This is a genomic window from Pseudomonas sp. B14(2022), assembly GCF_012030485.1.
Taxonomy (GTDB): Bacteria; Pseudomonadota; Gammaproteobacteria; order Pseudomonadales; family Pseudomonadaceae; genus Aquipseudomonas.
The window spans coordinates 1-25,592 of record NZ_JAAUVM010000020.1; the positions used below are offsets into that span (position 1 = coordinate 1).

The 25,592-nt window shown below is 60.8% G+C and carries 27 protein-coding genes and 1 pseudogene; 12 read left to right on the forward strand and 16 right to left on the reverse strand.

Annotated elements, in window-relative coordinates:
• Positions 1-121: 121 nt before the first annotated feature.
• The 11 genes and pseudogenes from HCF10_RS23725 to exaC all read right to left on the reverse strand — a co-directional run.
• A pseudogene (locus HCF10_RS23725) lies at positions 122-601 on the reverse strand (ATP-binding protein); the annotation flags it as partial.
• A gap of 24 nt (positions 602-625) precedes the next feature.
• A complete protein-coding gene (locus HCF10_RS23730) occupies positions 626-1,009 on the reverse strand; it encodes a MazG-like family protein (protein ID WP_167656539.1) in 384 nt (127 codons plus the stop codon).
• Between the two features lie 414 nt (positions 1,010-1,423).
• On the reverse strand, positions 1,424-2,197 hold the full coding sequence (locus HCF10_RS23735; protein ID WP_131700077.1) for a LexA family transcriptional regulator: 774 nt from the start codon (positions 2,195-2,197) through the stop codon (positions 1,424-1,426).
• A gap of 214 nt (positions 2,198-2,411) precedes the next feature.
• Positions 2,412-2,939 (reverse strand): inorganic diphosphatase, encoded by a 528-nt coding sequence (gene ppa / locus HCF10_RS23740; RefSeq protein WP_003176323.1) that lies wholly within the window; start codon positions 2,937-2,939, stop codon positions 2,412-2,414.
• A gap of 108 nt (positions 2,940-3,047) precedes the next feature.
• Positions 3,048-3,863 carry a zinc-dependent peptidase gene (locus HCF10_RS23745; protein WP_131700078.1) on the reverse strand — a complete coding sequence of 272 codons (816 nt, stop codon included), beginning with the start codon at positions 3,861-3,863 and terminating at the stop codon, positions 3,048-3,050.
• Positions 3,864-3,869: 6 nt separating this feature from the next.
• Positions 3,870-4,526, reverse strand: coding sequence for a DedA family protein (locus HCF10_RS23750; protein ID WP_167656540.1), 657 nt, complete (start codon positions 4,524-4,526; stop codon positions 3,870-3,872).
• Between the two features lie 299 nt (positions 4,527-4,825).
• Entirely contained in the window at positions 4,826-5,284 is a 459-nt protein-coding gene (locus HCF10_RS23755) for a GNAT family N-acetyltransferase (protein ID WP_131700080.1), read from the reverse strand.
• 92 nt (positions 5,285-5,376) lie between these two features.
• Positions 5,377-6,210, reverse strand: a complete 834-nt coding sequence (eutC, locus tag HCF10_RS23760) for an ethanolamine ammonia-lyase subunit EutC (RefSeq protein WP_053138150.1) — start codon at positions 6,208-6,210, stop codon at positions 5,377-5,379.
• Positions 6,207-7,601: an ethanolamine ammonia-lyase subunit EutB gene (locus HCF10_RS23765; protein WP_131700081.1), complete on the reverse strand. Its 1,395-nt coding sequence runs from the start codon at positions 7,599-7,601 to the stop codon at positions 6,207-6,209. The genes eutC and HCF10_RS23765 overlap by 4 nt, the downstream gene beginning before the upstream one ends.
• A gap of 57 nt (positions 7,602-7,658) precedes the next feature.
• Positions 7,659-9,092, reverse strand: coding sequence for an ethanolamine permease (eat, locus tag HCF10_RS23770; protein ID WP_167656541.1), 1,434 nt, complete (start codon positions 9,090-9,092; stop codon positions 7,659-7,661).
• A 147-nt stretch (positions 9,093-9,239) separates the two neighbouring features.
• Entirely contained in the window at positions 9,240-10,760 is a 1,521-nt protein-coding gene (exaC, locus tag HCF10_RS23775; RefSeq protein ID WP_131700082.1) for an acetaldehyde dehydrogenase ExaC, read from the reverse strand.
• A 272-nt stretch (positions 10,761-11,032) separates the two neighbouring features.
• Between exaC and HCF10_RS23780 the strand changes: the two genes are divergently transcribed.
• From HCF10_RS23780 to HCF10_RS23795, 4 genes are all read left to right on the forward strand, one after another.
• On the forward strand, positions 11,033-12,928 hold the full coding sequence (locus HCF10_RS23780) for a sigma-54-dependent Fis family transcriptional regulator (protein WP_167656542.1): 1,896 nt from the start codon (positions 11,033-11,035) through the stop codon (positions 12,926-12,928).
• Positions 12,929-13,001: 73 nt separating this feature from the next.
• Entirely contained in the window at positions 13,002-14,351 is a 1,350-nt protein-coding gene (gene mpl, locus HCF10_RS23785; protein WP_167656543.1) for a UDP-N-acetylmuramate:L-alanyl-gamma-D-glutamyl-meso-diaminopimelate ligase, read from the forward strand.
• Positions 14,348-14,977, forward strand: coding sequence for a flavin prenyltransferase UbiX (gene ubiX / locus HCF10_RS23790; protein WP_167656544.1), 630 nt, complete (start codon positions 14,348-14,350; stop codon positions 14,975-14,977). The genes mpl and ubiX overlap by 4 nt, the downstream gene beginning before the upstream one ends.
• Complete coding sequence (locus tag HCF10_RS23795; protein WP_167656545.1) at positions 14,970-15,254, forward strand: YceK/YidQ family lipoprotein; 285 nt, start codon at positions 14,970-14,972, stop codon at positions 15,252-15,254. The genes ubiX and HCF10_RS23795 overlap by 8 nt, the downstream gene beginning before the upstream one ends.
• A gap of 75 nt (positions 15,255-15,329) precedes the next feature.
• Here HCF10_RS23795 and HCF10_RS23800 read toward each other — a convergent pair whose 3' ends face one another.
• The 3 genes from HCF10_RS23800 to HCF10_RS23810 all read right to left on the reverse strand — a co-directional run bounded on the left by HCF10_RS23800 (position 15,330) and on the right by HCF10_RS23810 (position 18,280).
• Complete coding sequence (locus HCF10_RS23800; protein ID WP_145336745.1) at positions 15,330-15,971, reverse strand: oxidoreductase; 642 nt, start codon at positions 15,969-15,971, stop codon at positions 15,330-15,332.
• A gap of 29 nt (positions 15,972-16,000) precedes the next feature.
• On the reverse strand, positions 16,001-17,719 hold the full coding sequence (locus HCF10_RS23805) for a C13 family peptidase (RefSeq protein ID WP_167656546.1): 1,719 nt from the start codon (positions 17,717-17,719) through the stop codon (positions 16,001-16,003).
• 105 nt (positions 17,720-17,824) lie between these two features.
• The gene (locus tag HCF10_RS23810) at positions 17,825-18,280 is read right to left on the reverse strand and encodes a MaoC family dehydratase (protein WP_027605226.1); all 456 of its coding nucleotides are present in this window, start codon (positions 18,278-18,280) and stop codon (positions 17,825-17,827) included.
• A 164-nt stretch (positions 18,281-18,444) separates the two neighbouring features.
• Here HCF10_RS23810 and HCF10_RS23815 point away from each other — a divergent pair, with 164 nt between their 5' ends.
• From HCF10_RS23815 to HCF10_RS23830, 4 genes are all read left to right on the forward strand, one after another.
• Positions 18,445-18,798, forward strand: coding sequence for a CidA/LrgA family protein (locus HCF10_RS23815; protein ID WP_131700088.1), 354 nt, complete (start codon positions 18,445-18,447; stop codon positions 18,796-18,798).
• Entirely contained in the window at positions 18,795-19,511 is a 717-nt protein-coding gene (locus HCF10_RS23820) for an LrgB family protein (protein WP_131700089.1), read from the forward strand. The genes HCF10_RS23815 and HCF10_RS23820 overlap by 4 nt, the downstream gene beginning before the upstream one ends.
• A gap of 21 nt (positions 19,512-19,532) precedes the next feature.
• Complete coding sequence (locus HCF10_RS23825) at positions 19,533-20,123, forward strand: LON peptidase substrate-binding domain-containing protein (protein ID WP_145336742.1); 591 nt, start codon at positions 19,533-19,535, stop codon at positions 20,121-20,123.
• A 100-nt stretch (positions 20,124-20,223) separates the two neighbouring features.
• Complete coding sequence (locus HCF10_RS23830) at positions 20,224-20,439, forward strand: hypothetical protein (protein WP_131700091.1); 216 nt, start codon at positions 20,224-20,226, stop codon at positions 20,437-20,439.
• On the opposite strand, the gene HCF10_RS23835 is transcribed toward HCF10_RS23830, so the two are convergent.
• Together HCF10_RS23835 and HCF10_RS23840 are read right to left on the reverse strand one after the other, a co-directional pair.
• Positions 20,433-21,749, reverse strand: coding sequence for a bifunctional DedA family/phosphatase PAP2 family protein (locus HCF10_RS23835; protein ID WP_167656547.1), 1,317 nt, complete (start codon positions 21,747-21,749; stop codon positions 20,433-20,435). The genes HCF10_RS23830 and HCF10_RS23835 overlap by 7 nt on opposite strands.
• Before the next feature lie 25 nt (positions 21,750-21,774).
• Positions 21,775-22,458: a DNA-3-methyladenine glycosylase gene (locus tag HCF10_RS23840; RefSeq protein ID WP_131700093.1), complete on the reverse strand. Its 684-nt coding sequence runs from the start codon at positions 22,456-22,458 to the stop codon at positions 21,775-21,777.
• Positions 22,459-22,633: 175 nt separating this feature from the next.
• Here HCF10_RS23840 and HCF10_RS23845 point away from each other — a divergent pair, with 175 nt between their 5' ends.
• From HCF10_RS23845 to rlmH, 4 genes are all read left to right on the forward strand, one after another.
• On the forward strand, positions 22,634-23,899 hold the full coding sequence (locus HCF10_RS23845) for a glutamate-5-semialdehyde dehydrogenase (protein ID WP_167656548.1): 1,266 nt from the start codon (positions 22,634-22,636) through the stop codon (positions 23,897-23,899).
• Entirely contained in the window at positions 23,899-24,543 is a 645-nt protein-coding gene (gene nadD / locus HCF10_RS23850) for a nicotinate-nucleotide adenylyltransferase (RefSeq protein WP_065910068.1), read from the forward strand. Before HCF10_RS23845 ends, nadD begins: the two co-directional genes overlap by 1 nt.
• Positions 24,544-24,612: 69 nt before the next feature.
• On the forward strand, positions 24,613-25,107 hold the full coding sequence (rsfS, locus tag HCF10_RS23855) for a ribosome silencing factor (protein ID WP_003176298.1): 495 nt from the start codon (positions 24,613-24,615) through the stop codon (positions 25,105-25,107).
• Between the two features lie 9 nt (positions 25,108-25,116).
• Complete coding sequence (gene rlmH / locus HCF10_RS23860) at positions 25,117-25,584, forward strand: 23S rRNA (pseudouridine(1915)-N(3))-methyltransferase RlmH (RefSeq protein ID WP_003176297.1); 468 nt, start codon at positions 25,117-25,119, stop codon at positions 25,582-25,584.
• Positions 25,585-25,592 lie beyond the last annotated feature (8 nt).

Below are 25,592 nucleotides of genomic sequence, written 5' to 3' on the forward strand. Positions count from 1 at the left end.
TCTTTTCGGTCACTTGATTGACTGCTTGGATTTTGAATTCTTCGGGATAACGCGGGTTGCTCATGGCACCTCCTGATTGGCCTCATTTTAAGGCATGGAGGTGTCTACGAAACCCGGGGCGATTCAGATAGGCGCAGGGACGAACCTCAATGCTTTTGTCATAGACAGCCTCGTTGAAGCCTTCCAGCAATGCGGCGTACGACCAAACTTGGTAGGAAGGATGGATGGTTTCCACTATGCCGCCACCCAAGGCGGTTTTGACTATTGCATCTTTGGTGGTAGCTGTTGATTTACTCCACTGCTTTAACTCAATCAGGACAGCGTTTTTACCCTGCTTTGCGTCCCTGCCAGTCATCAAAAAATCGATACGTTTCGAGGATTGCGGGATGTGCAGTTCAATGGCCAATCCGGCGTCATTTGGTAGTTCCTCGTCTCGAAGCACCTTCGCCATGTACGTCAACGAGCCTTGCCAGGATTTAATTTCCGACGCGCCAACTCGCTTTCCTGTGGCTTCTTTGTAGTGCCTGAGAATGACCTCTTCGATGTCGTCGTTATCGTTGTCTTTGAGGAATTGCTGTTTGGTCGCAGCGTAAACGATCACGAGAAGTCCTTAGCGCGTGGGATATCAGAGTTGGTCGTACTTTTTGCTGGTGCTTTTGGCTTTATCGACTGGGTACTTCAAACCGTTAAGTGCGAGTTTGCTTTGGGTGGCTTCGTTGAGGTCGACGTCCAACACGCTAGCCAAGCGGACCAGATACATGAGAACGTCTGCGAGTTCGTCTTTTACGGCTTGGGCTGTTTCAGGGCGCTTTGCAGCGTCCACTGAGTCGGCTTCACTCATCCACTGGAAAATTTCGCAGAGTTCGCCCACTTCTCCCGTCAATGCTAGGAGAAGGTTTTTCGGAGAGTGGAATTGTCGCCAGTCACGATCATCAGCAAAGCGCTGCAATGAAGCCGAAAGATTTTCAACGTTTACCAGCTGCTCGGATGTGCTCCCTACTTTGCTCACAGGCTCGCCTCTTGATCGCCGATGGTTATCGCATCCGTAAAAGGATTTGGAAAGCTAGACAGGGATTGTAAGAGAATTCTCTCTGGGTGTGAGTTTTTTGCGGTCTGAGTTTGAACTCGGTTTTTGAGGGGCCGATTACGGTCTGGAGAATGGAGGCAGGCGTAAGCCAGGCTGATTTAGCCGTTCATACTGATCGGGAATTAAAGACATTAAAAAGCCGGCTTGTGGCCGGCTTCTCTGTGACCGCCTCAGCTTGTTTTTGACAAACCTCAGCAGCCTTCAAATCGCTCAGCCCACATTGCGTCGGGCTGAATAGTAGGGGCATCCGCGGGAAATCCTCCGCATCGCCGAGCAGGGTGGATAGCGCAACGCAACCCCCTGCCAAATGTGCGGCGCATGATACCCACATTCACCTCAGTTGCCCACCTCCGGTTCCGATTTAGAGCCTTCCCAGCCCAAAAGATGCTCATCCAGCGGCACGGGTGGGCGGCGGTTGTTGAGGGTGGACCACCAGAACACCCACCCCACGATCTGGAAGTTCTGTTCGAACCGTTGCTCGTGCGTCAGGTATTCATCCGGGTGTTCGCCGGCGTTGTGGCTGCGCATGCGCAAACCACCCCCTGGGCGGTTGTAGAGGTATTTGATGCGTAGCATTCCATCGTGTTCGACGGCGTAGATTTCGCCGTCGATGATTTGGGTGCGGCCTTTGTCGATGGCGAGGGTGGCGCCTTGTTGGATGATGTCGATCATGCTGTTGTCGACCATGTAGGCGCCCAGCGCGCGGTCGGGGTTGACGTTGAGGGTTTCGAGGGTGTGCAGGGAGACGCGGATGCGTTCGGTTGAGGTGAAGGTGGGGTGGAGGGGGATCTCCACGTCGATTTTTTCCGGGCTGCAGGCGGGGCCTGTGAGGTATTTGCCACTTTCTTCGCGGGTGGGGAGTCCTTTCCTGATGCTCGGGCCTTCCAGCAGGAAGTTGGCCGGTGGGTGTTTGGGGCCTTCGCCGGTGCGTAGCCAACGGCTGGAGATACACAGCAGTTCCGCGATCTCGTTGAGTCGGCCCATGGGTACACCGCGTTTGAACCAGTTGTTCACGTGTTGAGGCGTGACACCACGGTTTTTGGCGAAGTCGGAGGCGGAAAGATGAACTTCCCTTAATAGCGCTTTTAAGCGATCACCTGATGTATTCATAAACGCAGAGTTTACTGGCCGAGAAAACACATCAAATAAACCATGCGTTGAGTTAGGCCTGTAGGTTTTTGCTTAGTTGTAGCTTGTTACTTCGGATTTGAGCGGTGGTTAAACTAAGCTTATAAAGCATTGAACTTGTCGTTTAATTTTTCCCACAAAAAAAGCCCCGAATAATCGGGGCTTTTTCAATTGCCGAGGCAATGAGTAGCGGGTATCAGCCTTTGTAGGCTGCGACCGACTTCATGATCTCGGCGCGGGCGGCGTCTGCGTTGCCCCAACCGTCGATCTTCACCCATTTGCCTTTTTCGAGGTCTTTGTAGTTCTCGAAGAAGTGCTTGATCTGTTCCAGCAGCAGTGGCGGCAGGTCGGTGTATTCCTTCACGTCCACGTACAGCTGGGACAGCTTGTCGTGTGGCACTGCGATCACTTTGGCATCACCGCCGCCGTCGTCGGTCATGTTCAGGATGCCGACTGGGCGAGCGCGGATGACCGAGCCTGGGGTAACCGGGTAAGGGGTTACGACCAGCACGTCGAGGGGGTCACCGTCGTCGGCCAGGGTGTTAGGGATAAAACCGTAGTTGGCCGGGTAGAACATCGGGGTGGCCATGAAACGGTCAACGAACAGGCAGTCGCTGTCTTTGTCGATTTCGTATTTGATCGGCGCGTGGTTGGCCGGAATCTCGATGGCGACGTAGATGTCGTTCGGCAGGTCTTTGCCAGCCGGAATCTTGCTGTAGCTCATTGGGCGTTGCCCCCGTAGTTGGCCATATGACATGGCCGGATTGGCCTAAAAGTGGCGGCGATTATAGGCATATTCTGACGGCGATGCCATGCGCCAGACGTCGTACGGTCATTCGCCTTGTGGCTGATAACGCGGGTCGTGCGCTTGCAGTTGGGTCAGGCGGGCCAAGGGATCCTGGCGGTAAAAGCGGCTGAGTTGGGCGTACACCTGTGGATAACGGTTGACGAGTAAATCCGGGGCGCTGAAAAAATATTCGCTGGTGACCGCAAAGAACTCCGCCGGGTTTTCCGCCGCGTAGGGGTCTATCTCCGTCTCGGCGTCGGGGTTGGCGTCCAGTTGGCGATTGAGATCGTCATAAGCGCTCTGCATCACGCTGGCCCATTCCTGCACGCGCATGTCGTGGTGCAGCGGCGGCAGGCCGTTGGCGTCGCCGTTGAGCATGTCGAGCTTGTGGGCCAGTTCGTGGATCACCAGGTTGTAGCCTTCCCACTGACCGCTGGCCAGTACGCCCGGCCAGGCGAGGATCACCGGGCCTTGCTGCCAGGCTTCGCCACTGTGTTCGCCGTCCCACTCGTGTTCGATGCCGCTGCTGTCGCGATGGCGCTGGGGGCTGAGGAAGTCGTCGGGGTACAGCACGATTTCATGGAAACCCTGGTACCAGTCGAGGTCACCCAGGTTCATCAGCGGCAATTGCGCCTGGGCGGCGAGCAGCAGGCGTTGTTCCTGGTGCAGCTCGACGCCGGGCAGGGCGGTGAGGTGTTTTTCGGCGAGGAACACCACGCAGGCTTCGCGCAGCCACTGGTCCTGCTCGGCGCTGATGCCGTCGAGGAAGGTCAGGTGGTGGCGCACCCGCTGCCAGGTGTCATCGGCAATCGGGTGCTTGGCCAGCAGGCGCCGGCGACGCCAGGCGCTGAGGGACCACATGCCGGGTTACTGCGACTTGGCTTCTGAAGACGGGCGGCCAAAGCGGCTGCGGAACACGCCGATGATCATCGGCACCAGCGACAGCAGGATGATGAACACCACCAGCAGCGAGAGGTTTTTCTTGATAAATGGCACGTTGCCGAAGAAGTAGCCCAGGGTCACCAGGCCGCCGACCCAGAGGATGGTGCCCAGCACGCTGAAGCCGAAGAAGCGTGGGTAAGGCATTTTTGCGATACCGGCAACGAACGGCGCAAAGGTCCGCAGGATCGGCAGGAAGCGCGCCAGGGTCACGGTTTTGCCGCCGTGCTTGTCGTAGAAATCGTGGGTCTTTTGCAGGTAGTCGCGGCGGAAGATTTTCGAGTTCGGGTTGCTGAACAGGCGTTCTCCCGCCGTTCGCCCGATCACATAATTGGTACTGTCGCCGAGAATCGCCGCCAACATCAACAGCCCGCCCAACAAGACCGGGTCCATGCCGCCGCCCGCAGCGACGGCGCCGGCGATAAACAGCAGCGAATCCCCTGGCAGGAACGGCATGACCACCAAGCCGGTTTCGCAAAAGATGACCAGGAACAGAATGGCGTATATCCACGGACCATAGTTGGTTACCAGCATGTCGAGGTACACGTCGAGATGCAGGATAAGGTCGAGCGGGTTGAAATCCATGGATGGCACCTGTGTGAACGGCCCGACTCGGCAGGCCTGTGCGGAAGCTCGGGTAATAAGGCTACACGTGTATGTAGTGTTTCTTACAACCCTGAAAGGTCCGCATTATACGGATTGAGAGGTGAAAAGCGTGTTGGTTTTGTAGCGGGGGATGTCGCAGTACACGGTGCGCTGGGCGCCACATAACCCGCTGTGCGAGGGGCTTGCTACCGATGAGGCCGTGTCAGTTATAAATAGTCTGACTGAAAAGCCGCTATCGGGGGCAGCCCCCTCCCACAGGGTGTCTACGTGTAAGGGAATCAGTCTTCGCTGATCGGCAACGTGTAGTTCTTGAACTCGGTGTCTTCCCGAAACCCGATTGACTCGTACGTCTTTTGCGCCACTTGGTTATTACTGCTGGTCGACACCCGCAGCCGGACCGCATGGGTCTCCTTGGCCATCTTCTTTGCTGTGCGTATCAAATTGTCCGCCACCAGTTGTCGGCGCGCGTCTTCGGCCACATAGATGTCGTTGAGGATCCACACACGTTTAAGCGACAGCGAGGAAAAGCTCGGGTAAAGCTGGCAAAACCCGAGCACGCGTTTGTCATCGTCATCGGCCAGGGCCAGGTAGATCACCGACTCCTTGCGGCGCAGGCGCTTTTCCAGGAAGGCCCGTGACGAATCCGGAAAGGGCAGGGCCCCATAGAACTCGCGGTACTTGACGAACAATGGGGTCAACAGGTCCAGGTGTTCCAGGGTCGCTTGAGTAATCCGCATGCCAGGCCTCAACTTCCAAATGGGGTATGACCACACGAGCGGCCGTGACTTGATGCTGCCTAAAGACGCGAAAAAGCGCAATCGTGCCGGGATCAGTCGGTGGGTGGGCTGAGCAGGAAATTGCCCTTCATCAGATCCGGGTCGTCGGATTCGATCGTCTGAAGCTGGGCCTCGTCCTTCAGGTTGACCCCCGACAGCTGCCGGCGACACGCCTCTCGCATCAAGTACAGCAGGCGATGGGCCGCCATGCCATAGCTCAAGCCTTCCAGGCGTACATTGGAGATGCAGTTGCGATAGGCATCGGTGAGGCCGACCTTGGGGTTGTAGGTGAAATACAGCCCCAAACTGTCCGGCGAACTGAGCCCCGGCCGTTCACCGATGAGGATCACCACCATCTTGGCGCCGAGCAGTTGCCCGATTTCGTCGGCCACCGCCACGCGGCCCTGTTCCACCAGGATCACCGGCGACAAGGACCACCCTTCGGCGTGGGTCTGTTCTTCCATGCGCGTAAGAAACGGCAACGTATGTTTATGCACCGCCAGCGCCGACAAACCATCAGCCACCACGACCGCCAGGTCCATGCCGCCCGGATGCGCAGCCGCGTAATCCCGCAGGCTCTGGGCCGATTCATCACTCAAGCGCCGCCCCAAATCCGGACGTTGCAGGTAGCTATGCCGGTCGGTTGCGGCACTGTGCAGCAACAGACTGTCACGCCCACGTTCGGCTAACTGACTGCTCAGGCCGGCATGGTCAAAGGGCAGGTGCACCGCGTCCCGCGCCTGGGCGTGGGCGAACTGAAAATCAAGCTGTGCGTTGGTGGGAATGCTGGTGCCGGTGCGGCCCAGCGCAATCCGCGCCGGGGTCAGGCGGCGCAGTTCCAGCCACGGGTTTTCAGGCAGGTCGAGTTGCACAGGCGGCTCCTTCATCCCAATTGCGCCAAGGCGTGGCGAAACGCCGGTGGCAGGCTGTTGCCGAAGCGCACCTTGCCGTCGGCTTGCGTAAAGATGCCCATTTTGGCCAGCCACTGTTCAAACTCCGGCGCCGGCTTTAAACCCAATGTTTGGCGAGCGTACAAGGCGTCGTGGAACGAGGTGGTCTGGTAGTTGAGCATGATGTCGTCGGAGCCGGGGATACCCATGATGAAGTTAATCCCGGCGACGCCCAGCAGGGTCAGCAGGGTGTCCATGTCGTCCTGGTCGGCTTCGGCATGGTTGGTGTAGCAGATGTCGCACCCCATGGGCACGCCGAGCAGCTTGCCGCAGAAGTGGTCTTCAAGGCCCGCGCGAATGATCTGCTTGCCGTTGTACAGGTACTCGGGGCCGATAAAACCGACCACGGTATTCACCAGGAACGGCTTGAAATGCCGGGCCACCGCATAGGCGCGGGTTTCGCAGGTTTGCTGGTCGACGCCAAAATGCGCGTTGGCCGACAAGGCACTGCCCTGGCCGGTTTCGAAATACATCAGGTTCTGGCCCAAGGTGCCCCGGTTCAGGCTCAAGCCCGCCTCGTAACCTTCCTGCAGCACGCTCAGGCTGATGCCGAAACTGGCATTGGCCGCTTCGGTGCCGGCAATCGACTGGAACACCAGGTCCAGCGGCACGCCGCGGTTGATGGCTTCGATGGAGGTGGTGACGTGGGTCAGCACGCAGGCCTGGGTGGGGATTTCGTAGCGTTGGATGATGGCGTCGAGCATCTCCAGCATGGCGCAGATCGAGGCGATGCTGTCGGTGGCCGGGTTGATGCCGATCATGGCGTCGCCGTTACCGTAGAGCAGGCCGTCGAGAATGCTCGCAGCGATGCCTGCCGGCTCGTCGGTCGGGTGGTTAGGTTGCAGGCGGGTCGACAGGCGCCCCCGCAGGCCCATGGTGCCGCGAAACTGAGTGACCACCCGGATCTTCTGCGCTACCAGCACCAGGTCCTGCACGCGCATGATCTTCGACACAGCCGCTGCCATTTCCGGTGTCAGCCCCGGCGCCAATGCGCGTAGGGATTGTTCATCGGCGGCGTCGCTCAGCAGCCAGTCGCGCAGGCCGCCGACGGTCAGGTGGCTGACCACGGCGAAAGCCTGCTTGTCGTGGGTGTCGATGATCAGCCGGGTGACTTCATCGCTTTCATAGGGGATCAGCGCTTCTTCGAGGAAGTGTTTCAGCGGGATATTGGCCAGCGCCATTTGCGCCGCCACCCGCTCACCATCGTTCTGCGCGGCGACGCCGGCGAGAAAGTCCCCGGAACGCGCGGGGCTGGCCTTGGCCATCACGTCCTTGAGGCTGTCGAAGCGGTAGGTCTGTGCACCCACCGCGTGGGAAAAGCTTGCCATACAGTGTCTCCTTGACGACGCGGGCAGGAGAGGAACCCGCGTCGAGGTTTACGGCAGTTAGTGCAAGGCGGCCTCTGCGGCCTGGATCGCGGCGAATTCTTCTTCGGGCGTGCCTGCTACCAAGTGATGCCGGCTGTAGAAAGCAAAGTAAGCAATTAATACTCCATAGATGATTGCGGCGCCAATCACCACCCGTGGATCCACCAAAAAGCCCGCAACGACGGCCACGCAGGCCAGTACCAGGGCTACACCGGACGTGAAGATGCCGCCCGGCGTGCGATAAGGACGGTCCATTTTGGGGCGACGGATGCGTAGGGTGATGTGCGCGGCCATCATCAGCACGTAGGAAATGGTCGCGCCAAACACCGCCACCAGAATCAGCAAATCCCCCTGGCCGGTCAGCGACAGGCCGAAACCGATAATGCCGGGGATCACCAGGGCCAGTACCGGTGCCTTGCTCTTGTTGGTCTGGGACAGTTTGCGCGGCAGGTAGCCGGCACGGGACAAGGCAAAGATCTGCCGTGAATAGGCGTAGATAATCGAGAAAAAGCTCGCGATCAAGCCGGCCAGACCGACCAGGTTGACGAAGCTGCCCATCCAGGTCGAACCGCCATAGGACAGCGCCAGCGCTTCCACCAGCGGGTTACCGGATTTGATCAGCGCGTAGGTGCCCGCGCCGCCCGGTGCGATCACCAGGATCAACAGGGCAAAACTGGTCAGCACCACAATGGCGCCGATCAAGCCCCGGGGCAGGTCGCGCTTGGGGTTCTTGGTTTCTTCGGCGGCGAGCGGCACGCCTTCTACGGCAAGGAAAAACCAGATCGCATAGGGGATCGCCGCCCACACGCCGACATAGCCGAATGGCAGGAAGTTGCTGGCGCCCTTGGCTTCGCTTACCGGGATATCCAGCAAGTTGGCGACATTGAAGTGCGGCACCATCGACACCAGGAACACGCCCAGTGCAATCGCGGCGATGGCGGTGATCACGAACATCAGCTTCAAGGCTTCACCGACGCCGAAGATATGGATGCCGATAAAGATGATGTAGAACGCCAGGTAGATCATCCAGCCGCCGATACCGAACAGCGACTCGCAATAGGCACCGATAAACACCGCGATGGCGGCGGGGGCGATGGCGTATTCGATCAGGATGGCGGTGCCCGTCAGGAACCCGCCCCAAGGCCCGAAGGCACTGCGGGCAAAGCCGTAGCCACCGCCGGCGGTGGGGATCATGGAAGACAGTTCGGCCAGGGAAAAGCACATGCACAGGTACATGGTGGCCATCAGCAATGTGGCGAGGAACATACCGCCCCAGCCACCCTGGGCCAGGCCGAAGTTCCAGCCGGCGTAGTCGCCGGAGATGACGTAGGCAACGCCAAGGCCGACTAGCAGCACCCAGCCGGCGGCACCTTTTTTAAGTTCGCGTTGTTGGAAGTATTGGGAGTCGACTTTTTCGAAGTCGACAGAAGATCCAGTCGGTTCGCTAGGCATGAAGAAGTACCTTTCATTGTTATTGTTTTTAACTCGGCCTCTGTGTGCCGAATGCAATTCGCAAGTACTTGTGGAGAGCTAAGTCTGGGAGAGGGCAAACCCCTCCCACATTTGAGTACATTTCAACTGTGGGAGGGGAGGGGTTAGTTAGAAGAAGCCCAGCGGATTAATGTCGTAGCTCACCAGCAAGTTCTTGGTCTGCTGGTAGTGATCCAACATCATCTTGTGCGTCTCACGGCCCACGCCGGACTTCTTGTAACCGCCAAACGCGGCGTGCGCCGGGTACAGGTGGTAGCAGTTGGTCCACACGCGGCCAGCTTTAATCGCACGGCCCATGCGGTAGGCGCGGTTGATGTCGCGGGTCCACACGCCGGCGCCCAGGCCGAACTCGGTGTCGTTGGCAATCGCCAGGGCTTCGGCTTCGTCCTTGAAGGTGGTGATGCTCACCACCGGGCCGAAGATTTCCTCCTGGAACACGCGCATTTCATTGGTGCCCTTGAGCAGGGTCGGCTGGATGTAATAGCCGCCGGCCATGTCGCCAGTGAGCTGCTCGACCTTGCCGCCGGTCAGCAGTTGCGCGCCTTCGCCCTTGGCAATTTCCAGGTAGGACAGGATCTTGTCGAACTGCTGCTCGGACGCCTGGGCGCCGACCATGGTGTCGGTGTCCAGCGGGTCGCCGCGTTTGATCTGCTCGACTTTCTTCATCACTACTTTCATGAACTCGTCGTAGATCGACTCTTCCACCAGCGCACGGGATGGGCAGGTGCACACTTCGCCCTGGTTAAAGAACGCCAGCACCAAGCCTTCAGCGGCTTTCTCGATAAACGACGGTTCGGCTTTCATGATGTCGGCGAAGAAGATGTTCGGCGACTTGCCGCCCAGCTCAACAGTGGACGGGATAATGTTCTCGGCCGCCGCGTGCATGATGTGCGAGCCCACCGGCGTGGAGCCCGTGAAGGCGATCTTGGCGATACGCTTGCTGGTGGCCAGGGCTTCGCCGGCTTCGCGGCCGAAACCGTGCACCACGTTCAGCACGCCCGGTGGCAGCAGGTCGCCGATCACTTCCATTAGCACGTTGATGCCCAGCGGCGTTTGCTCGGCGGGCTTGAGTACCACGCAGTTGCCGGCGGCCAGGGCCGGAGCGAGTTTCCAGGCGGCCATCAGCAGCGGGAAGTTCCACGGGATGATCTGGCCGACCACGCCCAGCGGCTCGTGGAAGTGGTAGGACGCGGTGTGTTCGTTGATCTCGGCGCTGGTGCCTTCCTGGGCGCGGATGCAGCCTGCGAAGTAGCGGAAGTGGTCCGCCGCCAGCGGGATGTCGGCGTTGAGGGTTTCACGCACGGCCTTGCCGTTGTCCCAGGTTTCGGTGATGGCCAGCAGTTCGAGGTTCTGTTCGATGCGGTCGGCGATTTTCAGCAGCACCAGCGAGCGGTCCTGGGCCGAGGTCTTGCCCCATGCGTCAGCGGCAGCGTGGGCGGCGTCCAGCGCCTTGTCGATGTCTTTGGCAGTGGAGCGCGGGAATTCGGCGATAGGCTTGCCGTTGACCGGCGAGGTGTTGGTGAAATAGTTGCCATCGACCGGGGCAACGAATTCGCCACCAATGTAGTTGCCGTACTTGGCCTTGAACGAAACGATCGCGCCTTCAGTACCGGGGTGTGCGTAACGCATGGTGGGTATCTCCTGGCTTTTATGTTTATTGGAGTGCAGCGCGCAAGCGCTTGATAAAGCGTAGAGCAAAGGTTGGGCCACTGCTTCGCAGGCCAGGGAAATCAAGGGGTTGGGGTTTGTTGCAAAGCGTTGCTGTGACACGGGTGGTACAGGCGCTGTGACAGTTTGTGCCATAAACGGTACACGCTGTGACCGGCGGGTCGGTCCGGGATTGCATTGGCTGGGTGCCTGGGGGATGCTGGTTGCTCTCACGCAGGGAGAATAATAAGAACATGCATAACGATCATTTCAGTCGCCATGCCCAGCAAGTCCTCACCGTGGCGCGCGGGCGCGATCCGTCCAGCGACCCGTCCATCGCCCGTTCCTGGCTGCGCTGCCTGGAGGACTACCACCTCGACCCTGCGCAAACCATTGCCCCCACTGTGCTTGAGCATGGCCGCCTGCTGGAAAGCCGTGAGCGCCTGCAACAGGTGCTGCATATCGCTGGCAGCGAGATGAACAGCCTGCACCAGCAGCTGTCGGGCGCTGGCCATGCGGTGCTGCTGACCGATGCGCGTGGGGTGATCCTCAACTGTGTCACGGCGCCGTCCGAGCGCAAGATTTTCGAACGCGCCGGGTTGTGGCTCGGTGCGGATTGGAGCGAAGCGTGCGAGGGCACCAACGGCATCGGCACCTGCCTGGTGGAACGCCAGTCGTTGACCATTCATCGCGACGAACATTTTCGTGGGCGCCACACTGGACTGACCTGTTCGGCGAGCCCGGTATTCGACCCCCATGGCGACCTGCTGGCGGTGCTGGACGTGTCGTCGGCCCGTGAGGAGGTGTCGCGCCAGAGCCAATTCCACACCATGGCGCTGGTCAACCTGTCGGCGAAGATGATCGAGAGTTGCTACTTCCTGCGTCACTTCGAAAACCATTGGCTGCTGCGCTTTCATCTGCAGGCCGAGTCGGTGGGCCTGTTCAGTGAAGGGCTGCTGGCGTTTGACGGCGAGGGCCGGATTTGTGCCGTCAACCAGAGCGCACTCAACCTGCTGGGGCAGGTTCGGGGTGGCTTGATGGGGCAACCGGTGGAGGCGTTTTTCGAGTGTTCCCTGGACCAACTGCTCGGTCGCGCCAGTGCCAATGCCACCGCCAGTTGGCCATTGCGCACGCGGGATGGCCGGCACTTGTTCGCGGCTTTGCGCGGTCAATCGCGCAGTGTGCCTGCGCCCATCGTCAAGCCTGAGGCCGTGCGCCTGGCCGGTATCTGCCTGGGCGACCCGACACTGCAGAGTGACTTCCGGAAAGCGCTGCGGGTATTCGAGCGTGATGTGCCCTTGCTGATCAACGGCGAAACCGGCTCCGGCAAAGAGGCCTTCGCCAAGGCGGTGCATCACGCCAGCCCGCGCGCCGACAAGGCTTTCGTTGCCCTCAACTGTGCCGCCATCCCGGAAAGTCTGATCGAAAGCGAACTGTTCGGCTATCGCGGCGGCAGCTTTACCGGCGCGCGCAAGGACGGCATGCAGGGCAAGTTGCAACAGGCCGACGGCGGCACGCTGTTCCTCGATGAAATCGGCGATATGCCGTTGGCGCTGCAGACGCGCCTGTTAAGGGTGCTGGAGGACCGCATGGTGGTGCCCATCGGCGGTGAGCCCCAGGCGGTTGATGTCAGAATTATCAGCGCGACTCACCGGAATTTGCTGGAGCGCGTGCAGGACGGAAGTTTTCGGGAAGACTTGTACTACCGGCTCAACGGCCTGGAAGTCGGTTTGCCAGCGTTGCGTGAGCGCAGCGATAAGCCTCAGTTGCTGGATTTCCTGCTGGCGCAGGAGGCGGGTGGGCAGAGCGTACAACTCGACCCGGCAGCGCGCTCGGCGCTGCTGACCTACCCCTGGCCGGGCAACGTCCGGCAACTGCGCACGGTGTTGCGTACGCTGGCAGCGCTGTGTGACGACGGGCGGGTCGGTCTTGAGGATTTGCCAGCGTTGATCCGCCAGGCTCGGCCACAGCCGGTCGCCGAGGCCAGGCTTGCAGAGTCGCCCCTGGGGGACGCCGAACGACTCGCCCTGCTCACGGCCCTGGAGCAACAACGCTGGCACATGACCCACACGGCGGAGCAGTTGGGTGTCAGCCGTAACACGCTGTATAGAAAGCTGCGCCGGCACGGCATTGCACGGGCTGCTCCATAGATCGGTCCTACAGCTAAAGAGTGCGATTTTCGCCCCCCTGCGCTAACCTGCCTCGATGTTTACGAGGTCGACTATGCACATTCATATTCTTGGTATCTGCGGCACTTTCATGGGTTCGATGGCGGTTCTGGCCAAAGAGCTGGGCCATCATGTAACGGGCTCCGATGCCAATGTTTACCCGCCCATGAGCACGCAACTGGAGGCTCAGGGTATTGAGTTGACCCAGGGTTACGACCCGGCGCAATTCGACCCGGTGCCGGACCTGGTGGTGATCGGCAATGCCATGTCCCGTGGCAATCCTGCTGTCGAATACGTACTCAACAAAGGTTTGCCTTACGTGTCCGGCCCGCAATGGCTGGCCGACCATGTGCTGCAAGGTCGCTGGGTCTTGGCCGTTGCCGGCACCCATGGCAAGACCACCACCAGCAGCATGCTGGCCTGGGTGCTGGAGCACGCGGGCATGAGCCCGGGCTTCCTGATCGGCGGCGTGCCACAGAACTTCTCGGTCTCCGCGCGTCTGGGCGATACGCCTTTCTTCGTGATTGAAGCCGACGAATACGACAGCGCCTTTTTCGACAAGCGCTCCAAGTTCGTCCACTACCGTCCGCGCACGGCGATCCTCAACAACCTCGAGTTCGATCACGCCGATATCTTTCCAGATTTGGCGGCCATCGAGCGACAGTTCCACCATTTGGTGCGCACCATTCCCAGCGAAGGCCTGGTCATCCACCCGACCACCGAGCCAGCTTTGCAGCGTGTGATCGAGATGGGTTGCTGGACCCCAGTGCAAACCACCGGGGCGGGTGGGCAATGGCAGGTCAAGTTGCTCAGTGAAGACGGTTCCAGGTTTGAAGTGCTGTTCGAGGGTCAAGCCCAAGGCATTGTCGATTGGGACATGACCGGCCAGCACAACGTTGCCAACGCCCTGGTCACCCTGGCCGCCGCGCGCCATGTGGGCGTGGTGCCGTCCATGGGCATCGCGGCGCTGAGTGCATTCAAGAGTGTGAAGCGACGCATGGAGAAAGTCGCCGAGGTGAACGGGATTACCATCTACGACGACTTTGCCCACCACCCGACTGCGATTGCTACCACGCTGGACGGCCTGCGCAAGCGTGTCGGTGATGCCCAGGTAATCGCGATCGTCGAGCCGCGCTCCAACTCCATGAAGCTCGGCGCCCACCGCGACGGCCTGCCGGAAAGCGTTAACGATGCCGACCAGGCGGTGTGGTACGCACCGGCCAATCTTGGCTGGGACCTGCCGGCGATTGCGGCGCAGTGCACGGTGCCGTCGAAAGTCTGTGATTCCATCGAGGGCATCATTGAGTTCGTCAAGCACGAGGCCAAGCCTGGCGCCCATGTGGTGGTCATGAGCAACGGCGGCTTCGGCGGCTTGCACGGCAAACTGGCCGAGGCGCTGAAATGAGTGGCCCGGAACGCGTCACCCTGGCGATGACCGGCGCATCCGGCGCGCCGTATGGCTTGCGCCTGCTGGATTGCCTGGTGCGTGAGGATCGTGAGGTGCACTTCCTGATCTCCAAGGCCGCGCAGTTGGTGATGGCCACCGAGACTGATGTCGCGCTGCCCCCCAAGGTGCAGATGATGCAAGCCTTTCTCACCGAGTACACCGGTGCGGCGGCGGGGCAGATCAAGGTCTATGGCAAGGAAGACTGGATGTCGCCGGTGGCATCGGGTTCTGGCGCGCCGGCGGCAATGGTGGTGGTGCCGTGCTCCACGGGGACGTTGTCGGCGATTGCCACGGGCGCTTGCAACAACCTGATTGAACGCGCCGCCGACGTGACGCTGAAGGAGCGCCGCCAGTTGATCCTGGTGCCGCGTGAGGCGCCGTACTCGAGCATTCATCTGGAACACATGCTCAAGCTGTCGAACCTGGGGGGGACTATCCTGCCAGCGTCGCCCGGCTTCTATCACCAGCCGCAGACCATCGATGACCTGGTGGATTTCGTGGTGGCGCGCATTCTCAACCTGTTGAATATCCCTCAGGACATGCTGCCGCGTTGGGGCGAACATCATTTGAGCAGCGATGAATAAGGCACTGTTGGTGATACTGGCGCTGCAACTGGCCGGCTGCGCCACCGCACGTACCCTGGACGCCGCGCAGCCCGGCGCGCCGGTGGTGTATGCCGGCACGCGGTTGGATTTGTATGCAATGAACGGAGGTTGCTGCGCCAAGGACCGGTTCGGTGCCGAGGCGCCCAGCTATCCCGGCGTCGACCTGCCAGCCAGCGCGTTGCTCGACACGCTGTTATTGCCGCTGTCAGTGTTGACGGTGCTGGGGGTAGGGTTTAACTCGACTGGCGGGCTCTAGCCCGGATTTTAAACGCATCACAAAACCAATGTGGGAGGGGGCAAGGCCCTCCCACATTTTGCTTTGTTTTCGGCTTTATTTACCGAGCTTGCGCAGTTCGTCCGACTCCACCACCCGCACCCCGTCCTGCTCTTCCAGCGCCAGGCGCCACATGGCCCGTGCCAGTTCGCAGACTTCAATGCCGTGGTATTTCCCGGGAATCAACCGTGACAGCGGCCCTGCCAGTTGCTCGGCCAAACGGGGCTCCAGCCGTTCCCCCAACAGCAACGAAGGCCGCACGATGGTCAACTGCGGCCAGTCCTGGGCCTTGAGCGCCTGTTCCATTTCCCCTTTGACCCGGTTGTAGAACACCGAGGATTTCGGATCGGCGCCAATTGCACTGATCACGATCAGGTGCCGCGCGCCCATCTCCCGCGCGCGCTTGGCAAAGGCTACGACCATATCCAGGTCGACGGCACGAAAAGCCTCTTCCGAACCGGCTTTCTTGATGGTGGTGCCCAGGCAGCAGAAGGCAATATCCACCTGGCCGCTCAGTTGCGGCAGGAACACCGCTGGGTCGCCCACCGGGTTTTCCAGGTGCGGGTGCTCGGCCAGCGGTTTGCGGGTGGGTGCAAGTACACGGGTCACGGTGGGTTCGTTGAGCAGGCGATCGAGCAGGTGTTCGCCGGTGAGGCCTGAGGCGCCGGCGAGCAGGATATGCTGAGGTGTCAGGTACATGGTGTTTCCCCCTTGTTACACGTTACAGCTTAGTTGCCTTTGGCTTCCTTGCTATTCATTGAGACGCTTTCCAGCGCCTTTCGTGCCTGCTGCTTGCGTAATAATTGCCAATGGGCGATCACGCCTTTGGGGGCCCAGATCTGCGGTTCGGACGCTTCGTAGTTGTCTGCCTGTTCGCGTTCGCTCACATGCAACTGCGCCAGCTTGAAGGCTTGCTGCAAATCGTCGGTCTGGTTGAAGGCTTGGGCGAAGAGGGCGTCGCCGAAGTAGGTGAAGTCGGCTTCTTCGGAACAACCGAAGGACACGCGGTCGGCGCGCGAGGCGGTCATGATCAGGGTGCGCTCGTCTTTGAGCACGGGGATGAAGCCGCCGGAGTAGCAAGCTGAAATCACGACGATCTTGTCGCGGTTTTTCAGCGGCGCGAGCACGGCGGCCAGCTCATCGGCGGGCAGATCGGCCAGTTCCATGCGTGGTTGGTCCAGCACCAGCTCGTGTTCGTGGGTGCCGTGGCTGGTCAGGTAGATAAACACCAGGTCTTCCGGGCCGGTGCGCTCGGCCAGGGTTTGCACGGCACGGCGCAGGCTTTCGCGGGTGGCCAGTGGCCGGTCGGCGATATGGTCGCGGTGGTTGACCAGGCGGATCTGCCCACGTGCGCCGAAGCGGGTGGCGAGCATATTGCTGACGTAATCGGCTTCGCGCAGGAACACGCTCTGTTTGCCGTCGCCGGCCACGGCCAAGGTGTACAGCTCCACGGCCGGGGTAGAGACGGGCACGGCGGCGAGGGCGGCGTCCAACAGGCGACCCTGGGCCAGTACGCCGATTTCCAGCGGATCGGGCAACAGCTTGCCGTCGGCATCACGCACGCGCATGCCGTTGACCCACGTGCCGGCCTGTACGGTGCCGTCGGTGAGTACCAGGGTGCCGCGGCCTTGATAGTTGTCGCTGTCGAAGCCACCAATGTAGAAGCTGCCGTCGGTCAGGTTCAGGCGGCCTTCGCCGGTAAAGCGCCAATCGCTGAACTGGCCGACGTAGTGGCTGCCGTCGACGCCGATCAACTCGCCCTTGCCGCTGAGTGCGCCTTCCTTGAACTGGCCGATCCACACGTCGCCATCGGCGTTTTCATAACGGCCCTTGCCGTTGAGTTGGTTCTGTTTGAACTGGCCGACATAGATGTCGCCGTCCGCGCTGTTGAAGGTACCGTTGCCCTCCAACTGGCCGTCGACGAAGTGGCCACTGAACTGGTTGCCGCTGTCGTCATTGCGCTGGCCTTCGCCGTTCGGCTTGCCGTGGGCGAACTGGCCCTGATACTGGCTGCCGTCGGCCAGTTCCAGGCGGCCGAGGCCGGAATACTGGTCGTCCTTGAATTCGCCGCGATAGGTCATCTGCCCTTCTTTGAGGGTGCCTTCGCCGTTGCGCCGACCGTTCTTGAACCCGCCCACATAGTGGCTGCCGGCTGTGGTCAGGCTGCCCTGGCCGTCGAACAGGCCTTGCTGGAACTGGCCTTTATAGATTTCGCCGTTGCTGCCATGCCATTCGCCCTGGCCGTGCCACTGGCCTTTGTCGAACTGCCCGGCGTACCAACTGCCGTTGGGGTAATCCACGCGCCCCTGGCCTTGCAGCAAGCCATTGACCACATCGCCCCGGTAACGGCCGCCATCGGGCAGGCGCGCATCGGGCGGCAACAGCGATTCGCCGTCTCCGCAAGCGGTGAGCAACAGGGCAAGGGCAAGGGGGGCGAGTGGGCGCATAGCGGGATCCGGATATTTGAGCGCCGAGTATGCCGCAGCTGCGAGTTTCATACATAAATTTACATACCCTGTGGCGAGTTTCAGTGGCTCGCCACAGGGATGGGCTTACACGAAGTAGAGCGACAACGACTCGGCAACGTAAGCGGGTTTTTCCTGGCCATCGATTTCCAGGGTGGCGGTGGCCTTGAGCAACCACTGGCCGGGCTTTTTCTCGGTAACATCGGTGAGGGTCACGTTCAGGCGCACCTTGGAATTGACCTTCACCGGCTGGATGAAACGCACGCTGTCCAGGCCGTAGTTGACCGCCATCTTCAGGCCTTCGGGCACGATCAGGATGTCTTCCATCAGCTTGGGCATCAGTGACAGCGACAGGAAACCGTGGGCGATGGTGCTGCCGAACGGGGTTTGCGCGGCCTTGACCGGGTCGACGTGGATGAACTGATGATCGCCGGTGGCTTCGGCGAACAGGTTGATGCGCGCCTGGTCGATGGTGAGCCATTCGGAACGTCCCAGTTCCTTGCCGACATAGTCTTTGAGCTGCGCTACGGGTACATAGGGCATTGCGTCTCTCCTTGGTTCATCGGTTCTGTTTTTTGGGGTTACAAAGAACCAATGTAGATCATCATGGGCATCCAGCCTGGTCAACCCACCATGCTTTTGGCGAATGCCGGGGCATAGGGCGGGCATGCTTATAATGCGGGCGGGTCTTGAGGGGGAGAGAACGGATGCTGTTACGCGGTCTGACATGGCTGGTGCTGTTTCAATTGATCGGCACGGCGATCAATCATTTGCTGGTGCCGGTACTGCCGGGGCCGATCATCGGCCTGTTGTTGATGCTCGGTTTCCTGATCTGGCGTGGCGAAGTCGGCGAGCCCCTGAGCCTGGCGGCCAGTAGCTTGTTACGCTACTTGCCGTTGCTGCTGGTACCGCCGGCGGTGGGGGTGATGGTGTATGCCAAGGATATTGCCGCTGATTTCTGGGCCATCGTCGGTGCACTGGTGTTGTCGCTGGTGATCGCCATGGGCTTTGTCGGGTTGTTGATGGAACGCATGGTCAAGCGCAAGGAGAAGGATCAATGATCTTCGACTGGCACGGCGCGTGGACGGCTGTGATTCATCACCCGCTGTTCGGTATCGGTATCACCCTGGGCGCCTATCAGCTGGTGCTGGCGGGTTTTGAGAAAACCCGCTGGATTTTCCTGCAACCGGTGCTGGTCTCCATGCTGCTGGTGATCGGCGTGTTGCTCACGTGCGGCCTGAGCTACGCCGAGTACCGCAAGAGCACGGAGATCATGGGGATCCTGCTGGGCCCGGCGACGGTGGCCCTGGCGGTGCCGCTCTATCTGAACCTGCGGCGGATTCGCCAATTGTTCTGGCCGATTTTTACTACGCTGGTGATAGGCGGCGTGCTGGCCACCGGCCTGTGCGTACTGCTGGGTTGGGGGTTCGGCGCCGAACACAGGATGTTGATGACCATGGCACCGAAGTCGGTGACATCGCCGATTGCCATGCTGGTGGCCGAGCAGATCGGCGGTGTGGCAGCCTTGGCGGCAGTGTTTGTGCTGATCACCGGGGTGGTGGGCGCAATGGTTGGCCCGGCGTTACTCTCGCGTCTTGGGGTGTACAGTCCCGAGGCGCGTGGCATGGCGCTGGGCATGACTGCCCACGCCGTCGGCACCTCGGTGGCCCTGCAGGAAAGCGAAGAGTGTGGCGCCTTTGCGGCGCTGGCCATGAGTCTGATGGGCGTAGCCACAGCGGTATTCCTGCCGCTGGCCGTGTCAGTGATTGTTTAAACCGGGTTTAAGGAAGCCTTTATGAGTCTGGCGCTGTTCCCCCTCAATACCGTGCTGTTCCCTGGCTGCACCCTCGACCTGCAACTGTTCGAGGCGCGCTACCTGGACATGATCAGCCGCTGCATGAAAAAGGGCGAAAGCTTCGGCGTGGTGTGCATCCTCGATGGCAAGGAGGTGGGCATGGCCCCGGATGGCTATGCGCTGATCGGCTGCGAAGCGTTGATTCGCGACTTCAAGCAGCAGGACAACGGCCTGCTGGGGATTCGCGTCGAAGGCGGGCGGCGCTTCCGCGTGCGTGACGCCGGGGTGCAGAAGGACCAGTTGCTGGTAGCCGAGGTGCAATGGCTGGAAGAACTGCCGGACCAGGCGCTGGAAGAAGAGGATGCCGACCTGCTGGCTTTGCTCCAGGCCCTGGCCGAACATCCGATGGTCGCGTCGCTGGACATGGGCACCCATGCCGATGGCCAGCAAGCCTTGGGCAATCAACTGGCTTATCTGTTGCCGTTCACCGAGGCCGACAAGATCGACCTGCTGCAACTCGACGACCCGCAGCAGCGGCTGGATGCGATCCAGATGCTGCTCGATGAACTTCAGGGTGAGTTGTTCACCTGAGTTTCGGATCAGTCCTGCACCACTTTCAGATGTTTCTTCGTTGCTCCCGGTGCGTGGGCTGAAATAGTCGCCGATCACTCAACAATGATCGGGGATGAACATGATTCGGCTAGTGCAATCGGAGCAGGCAGCCTGGGACGCTTTTTTTGGCAGTATTGCCGCGCAATTGCTGCGGTTGGACGCCAAGCGCGGTCCGGAATACATCGCTGAACGCGCCGCGGAAATAGCTGATGAGATGTTGCTGGAGCGACGCGAGCGGTGTATTGAACGCCGCGCCGCGCCAGTTGATTGGCTCGGCCCGGCCCAGGATCAGTAGGCGTACCTGAGCAGCGCGTGGGGGGTGCCGGTAAAGGCAATGAAACCGAGCACCGCCACCACGGCGGGTAATACCAGCCACCAGGCCTTCTGCGGCATCGGCGGCAATGGGCTGCGGTACTGGCAGACGGTGAGGCTGAATGCACAGACGGTCATTGCCAGCAGCGTGCCAGCCAGGATGTCGGTGGGCCAATGGGCGCCGAGGTAGACCCGTGACAGCGCGATGAAGGCCGCAGGAATACAGCCCAGCAGCATCCAGGTCAGGCGCAGGCGCGTGGGTTGTCCGCGACCGGCCAGCACCGCCAACGCCAGAAAAAACGCAAACGCACCAGAGGCGTGGCCGCTGGGCATGCTGAAGCTGGTCAATGGGTCGGTGAGGATTTCCGGGCGGCCGCGGGCGAAAAACAGTTTGGTCCCGGTATTGATCACCGCCGCCCCGGCCAGAGTTGCACCGACAAACATGGCATGACGCCATTGCCGCGCCAGTAGCAGCAGACCCGTGAATACGGCGCTGGCGAAGAACATTTTCTTGAACTCGCCCAACTGGGTCACCATCACCATGGTCTGGTCCAGCCAGGGGCTGCGATGCTCCTGCACCAGCGCACTCAGGCCGTGGTCGAAGTCGTCCAGGTGGGTATAGCCGATAAACAGGGCGATCAACAACGTCAGGCTGGCGCAACCTATCCACAAGGTCGCGCGACGATGGCCGCGCACGCTGGTGTTCAGACTCAGCCCCAGCATGACCGCCAGGCAGGCTGTAACAACCCCCGCCTCAGGCCAGAACCCTTCCGGCAATGGCAAGCGGAATGCAGCGCCGGTCGCCCAGCCCGGCAGCAGGTAGGCGACCGACCAACCCGCTGCTGCCAGCAGGCTGACCAGGGCGAAACGCGGGAACGGCATGTCGCACATCCCGGCGACCATCGGCAGCATCGGCCGCAATGGCCCGATGAAGCGGCCCACCAGCAGGCTGGCGATGCCGTATTTGTGGAAGTAGGTTTCCGCGCCGTTCATCCATTGCGGGTGGTGACGCAGGCCTGGCAGGCGGCGGATGTTCTGATGGAAGTGTCGCCCCAGGAAGTAGGAAACCCCGTCGCCCAACAAGCCTCCCAGGAACCCCATCAGCAGGGTTTCACTCAGGGACAAGGCGCCGCTGCCAGCCAGTGCCGCAATGGCAAACAGCAACACCGTGCCCGGCACGATCAGTCCGGCAATGGCCAGGCATTCCACGCACGCGACGATAAACACCGCCGCCGCCAGCCATTGCGGGTTGAGGGTCAGCCAGCCGGTAATGCTATCGAGCCACTGGCCCATAAATCTTCACTCCAACGCCACAGATTCAAATCAAAAAGTAGTCGCGGCCTTCGACCTGGCCCCGGCGCAGTGGGTTCCGCGTGCAATAGGGCGCATAGCCAGCATCGACGAAGCGGTACATCAAGTGCTCGTCACGGCCGCTGGGGATGCCCAATCGGGTGGTCTGGATGATGTGCGTCGGTGTCTGGCCGACGTCTTCCACATAGAGCAATTCTTGATCAAAGCGCTTGGCATCCCACATCGGCACCTTCAGGCCCAGCGCCTTGCACAGCAACGTCTGGCCGGCACACAGCTTTTGCGACGCGCGCGGGCTGCCATCGGCATTCGGGTTGTTCAGTAGCATCTGCGCCAGGCTGGCGGGCCCGGAGGTTTCATCGACCCATGGATAGGCCGATTTGATCAGCACGGCATTGCCCGGCCCCTGAGCGCTGAAGTTCAGCGAATCCCCGCCACGGGCGTAGTACATATAGATATGCCCACCATCCAGAAACAAAGCCTTACGCTTTTCTGTGTAGCCAAGTGAGGCGTGGCTGCCTTTTTCTGCCACGTAATAGGCTTCGGTTTCAATAATTCGTGCCGAAAGCCAGATATCGCCGACACGATGGCGTATGACTTTTCCGAGCAAATCTCGCGCGAGTATTTGCGCATCACGGTCGAAGAAGCTGTCGGGCAGGGCGCTGGCTGGGAGTTGGGGCGACGAACTGGGCATGGTGGTCTAGGGTTAATACGGCTAAATGTGACGGAATAATAACAACTCCCACCTTAATTACGGCTGAACCCCAGGTTTTTACAGTTCATTTCGACCTTCCGCCCCTCACCGCTGTCAGTCGGGCGGCGTCACAGCTATAATCTGCCGCTTTCCTCTTTGCCAAGACTCCCTGACCATGACTGAGTCCGTTCTTGACTACATGACCCGCCTGGGTCGCGCTGCCCGTCAGGCCTCGCGGTTGATCGCCCGTGCGAGCACCGCGCAGAAGAACCGTGCCCTGCTGGCCGCCGCCGATGCTCTGGACGCTTCGCGCTCCGAGCTGACTGCCGCCAACGAACTGGACCTGGCCAACGGCCGCGCCAATGGCCTCGAGCCCGCCCTGCTGGACCGCCTGGCGCTGACCCCGGCACGCATCGACGACATGATCGAAGGTTTGCGTCAGGTGGCCAAGCTGCCTGACCCCATCGGTGAAATCCGCGATATGCGTTACCTGCCGTCCGGTATCCAGGTCGGCAAGATGCGCGTGCCCCTGGGCGTGATCGGCATCATCTATGAGTCGCGCCCGAACGTGACCATCGACGCCGCGAGCCTGTGCCTCAAGTCGGGTAACGCCACCATCCTGCGTGGCGGTTCCGAGGCGATCAATTCCAACCGCGCCATTGCCGCCTGCATCCAGCAGGGCCTGGCCGTGGCCGAGTTGCCGGCCGACGTGGTGCAAGTGGTCGAAACCACCGACCGTGCCGCTGTCGGCGCGCTGATCACCCTGCCGGAATTCGTCGACGTGATCGTACCGCGCGGTGGCAAGAGCCTGATCGAGCGCGTCAGCCGCGATGCCAAGGTGCCCGTAATCAAGCACCTGGACGGCGTCTGCCACGTGTACATCGACATCGCCGCCGACATCGACAAGGCGATCCGCATCGCCGACAACGCCAAGACCCACCGCTACGCGCCGTGCAACACCATGGAAACCCTGCTGGTGCACGTCGGCATTGCCGAGCGCGTGCTGCCGCCGTTGGCTGCCATCTACCGTGACAAGGGTGTGGAACTGCGCGGTTGCGAACGCACCCGTGTCCTGTTGGGCGCGGACGTGATCGAAGCCACCGAAGAGGATTGGTACACCGAGTACACGGCGCCGATCCTGTCGATCCGCATCGTCGACGACCTGGACCAGGCCATCGAACACATCAACAAGTACGGCTCCAAGCACACCGACGCCATTGTTTCCGAGCATTTCAGCGACGCCCGGCGTTTCCTCACAGAAGTGGATTCCGCTTCGGTGATGATCAACGCCTCGACGCGCTTTGCCGACGGCTTCGAGTATGGCCTGGGGGCGGAGATCGGCATCTCCACCGACAAGCTCCACGCACGCGGCCCGGTTGGCCTGGAAGGCCTGACCAGCGAGAAGTACGTGGTGTTCGGCGACGGTCATGTGCGCACTTGATGGCTAAACGCATCGGGCTGCTCGGCGGTACCTTCGACCCCGTGCACATCGGCCATTTGCGCAGTGCCCTGGAAGTCGCGGATGCCTTGGCGTTGGATGAGCTGCGCCTGATCCCTAATTTCCGGCCGCCCCATCGCGATACCCCGCAGGTGTCGCCGCAGCAGCGCCTGGAAATGGTACGCCTGGCCGTAGAGGGCATACCGCCGCTGGTGGTGGACGATCGTGAGCTCAAGCGCGATAAACCGTCCTACACTGTCGACACCCTGGAGCTGATGCGCGCCGAGTTGGCCGCGGATGACCAGTTGTTTCTGCTTTTGGGCTGGGACGCATTTTGCGGCCTGCCCTCTTGGCATCGCTGGGAGGAACTCCTCCAGCACTGCCACATCCTGGTTTTGCAACGCCCGGATGCCGACAGCGAACCGCCGGATGCCTTGCGCAACCTGCTGGCCGCGCGGTCGGTAAGTGACCCCTTGGCCCTGACCGGGCCAAACGGGAATATTGCATTCGTCTGGCAGACCCCGCTTGCGGTGTCTGCCACCCAGATCCGTCAACTGCTGGCCAGCGGGAAGTCGGTACGTTTCCTGGTGCCTGACGCGGTCCTGGCCTACATCGATGCGCACGGGCTTTACCGTGCGTCGAACTGAAAAGGCGCGCTTGAACGCACGAACAGTCGTGCAGCGAGCGCCCGAACATACGAGCAAAACGAGTTTTTTATGACGAACAAAGACGTAAGCAAAGTAAAACGCAAAGGCACGTTCAAAAGCGCCCCGCTGCCGGTTGAAGCCCACGTTGGCCCTGAACTGGCTGGCGAAGAGCTGGTAAAAGTCGCCGTTGCCGCCCTGGAAGACGTGAAGGCCCAGGACATCCAGGTCCTGGACGTGCGCGACAAGCAGAGCATCACCGACTTCATGATCATCGCCACCGGTACCTCCAACCGCCAGATCGGCGCGATGCTGGACAAGGTTCGCGAAGCCGTCAAAGCCCAAGGCGTGAAGCCGCTGGGTGAAGAAGGCAAGGGCGACAGCGACTGGGTGCTGCTGGACATGGACGACGTAATCGTTCACATGATGACTTCCAACGCCCGTCAGTTCTACGACCTGGAGCGTCTGTGGAAAGGCGCCGAGCAGAGCCGTGCCGCCGATGGCAAGCACCACAGCCCGGAAGTGGGCCACGCGCACTTCGACAAGCTCAACAAAGACCAGGAATAAGGAACGGCTGTGCGCCTGCGTCTGATTGCTGTCGGTTCACGCATGCCCAAGTGGGTGGAAGAAGGCTGGCACGAGTATGCCAAGCGTCTGCCCGCCGAGCTGTCGCTGGAACTGGTAGAGATACCGCTCAACACCCGGGGCAAGAATGCCGACGTGGCGCGCTTTATCCGTCAGGAAGGCGAAGCCATGCTGGCCAAGGTCGGTCCCAACGAGCGCATCGTCACCCTCGAAGTGCACGGCAAGCCCTGGAGCACCGAGCAGCTGGCGGTGGAACTGGATCGCTGGCGCCTGGACTCGCGCACCGTCAACTTCATGGTCGGCGGCCCCGAAGGGCTGGCGCCGGAAGTCTGCGCGCGGGCGGACCAGCGCTGGTCGCTGTCGGCGCTGACGCTGCCGCACCCGTTGGTAAGGATCCTGATCGGTGAACAGCTGTATCGCGCCTGGACAGTTCTGTCCGGGCACCCTTACCACAAATAATCTGCGCC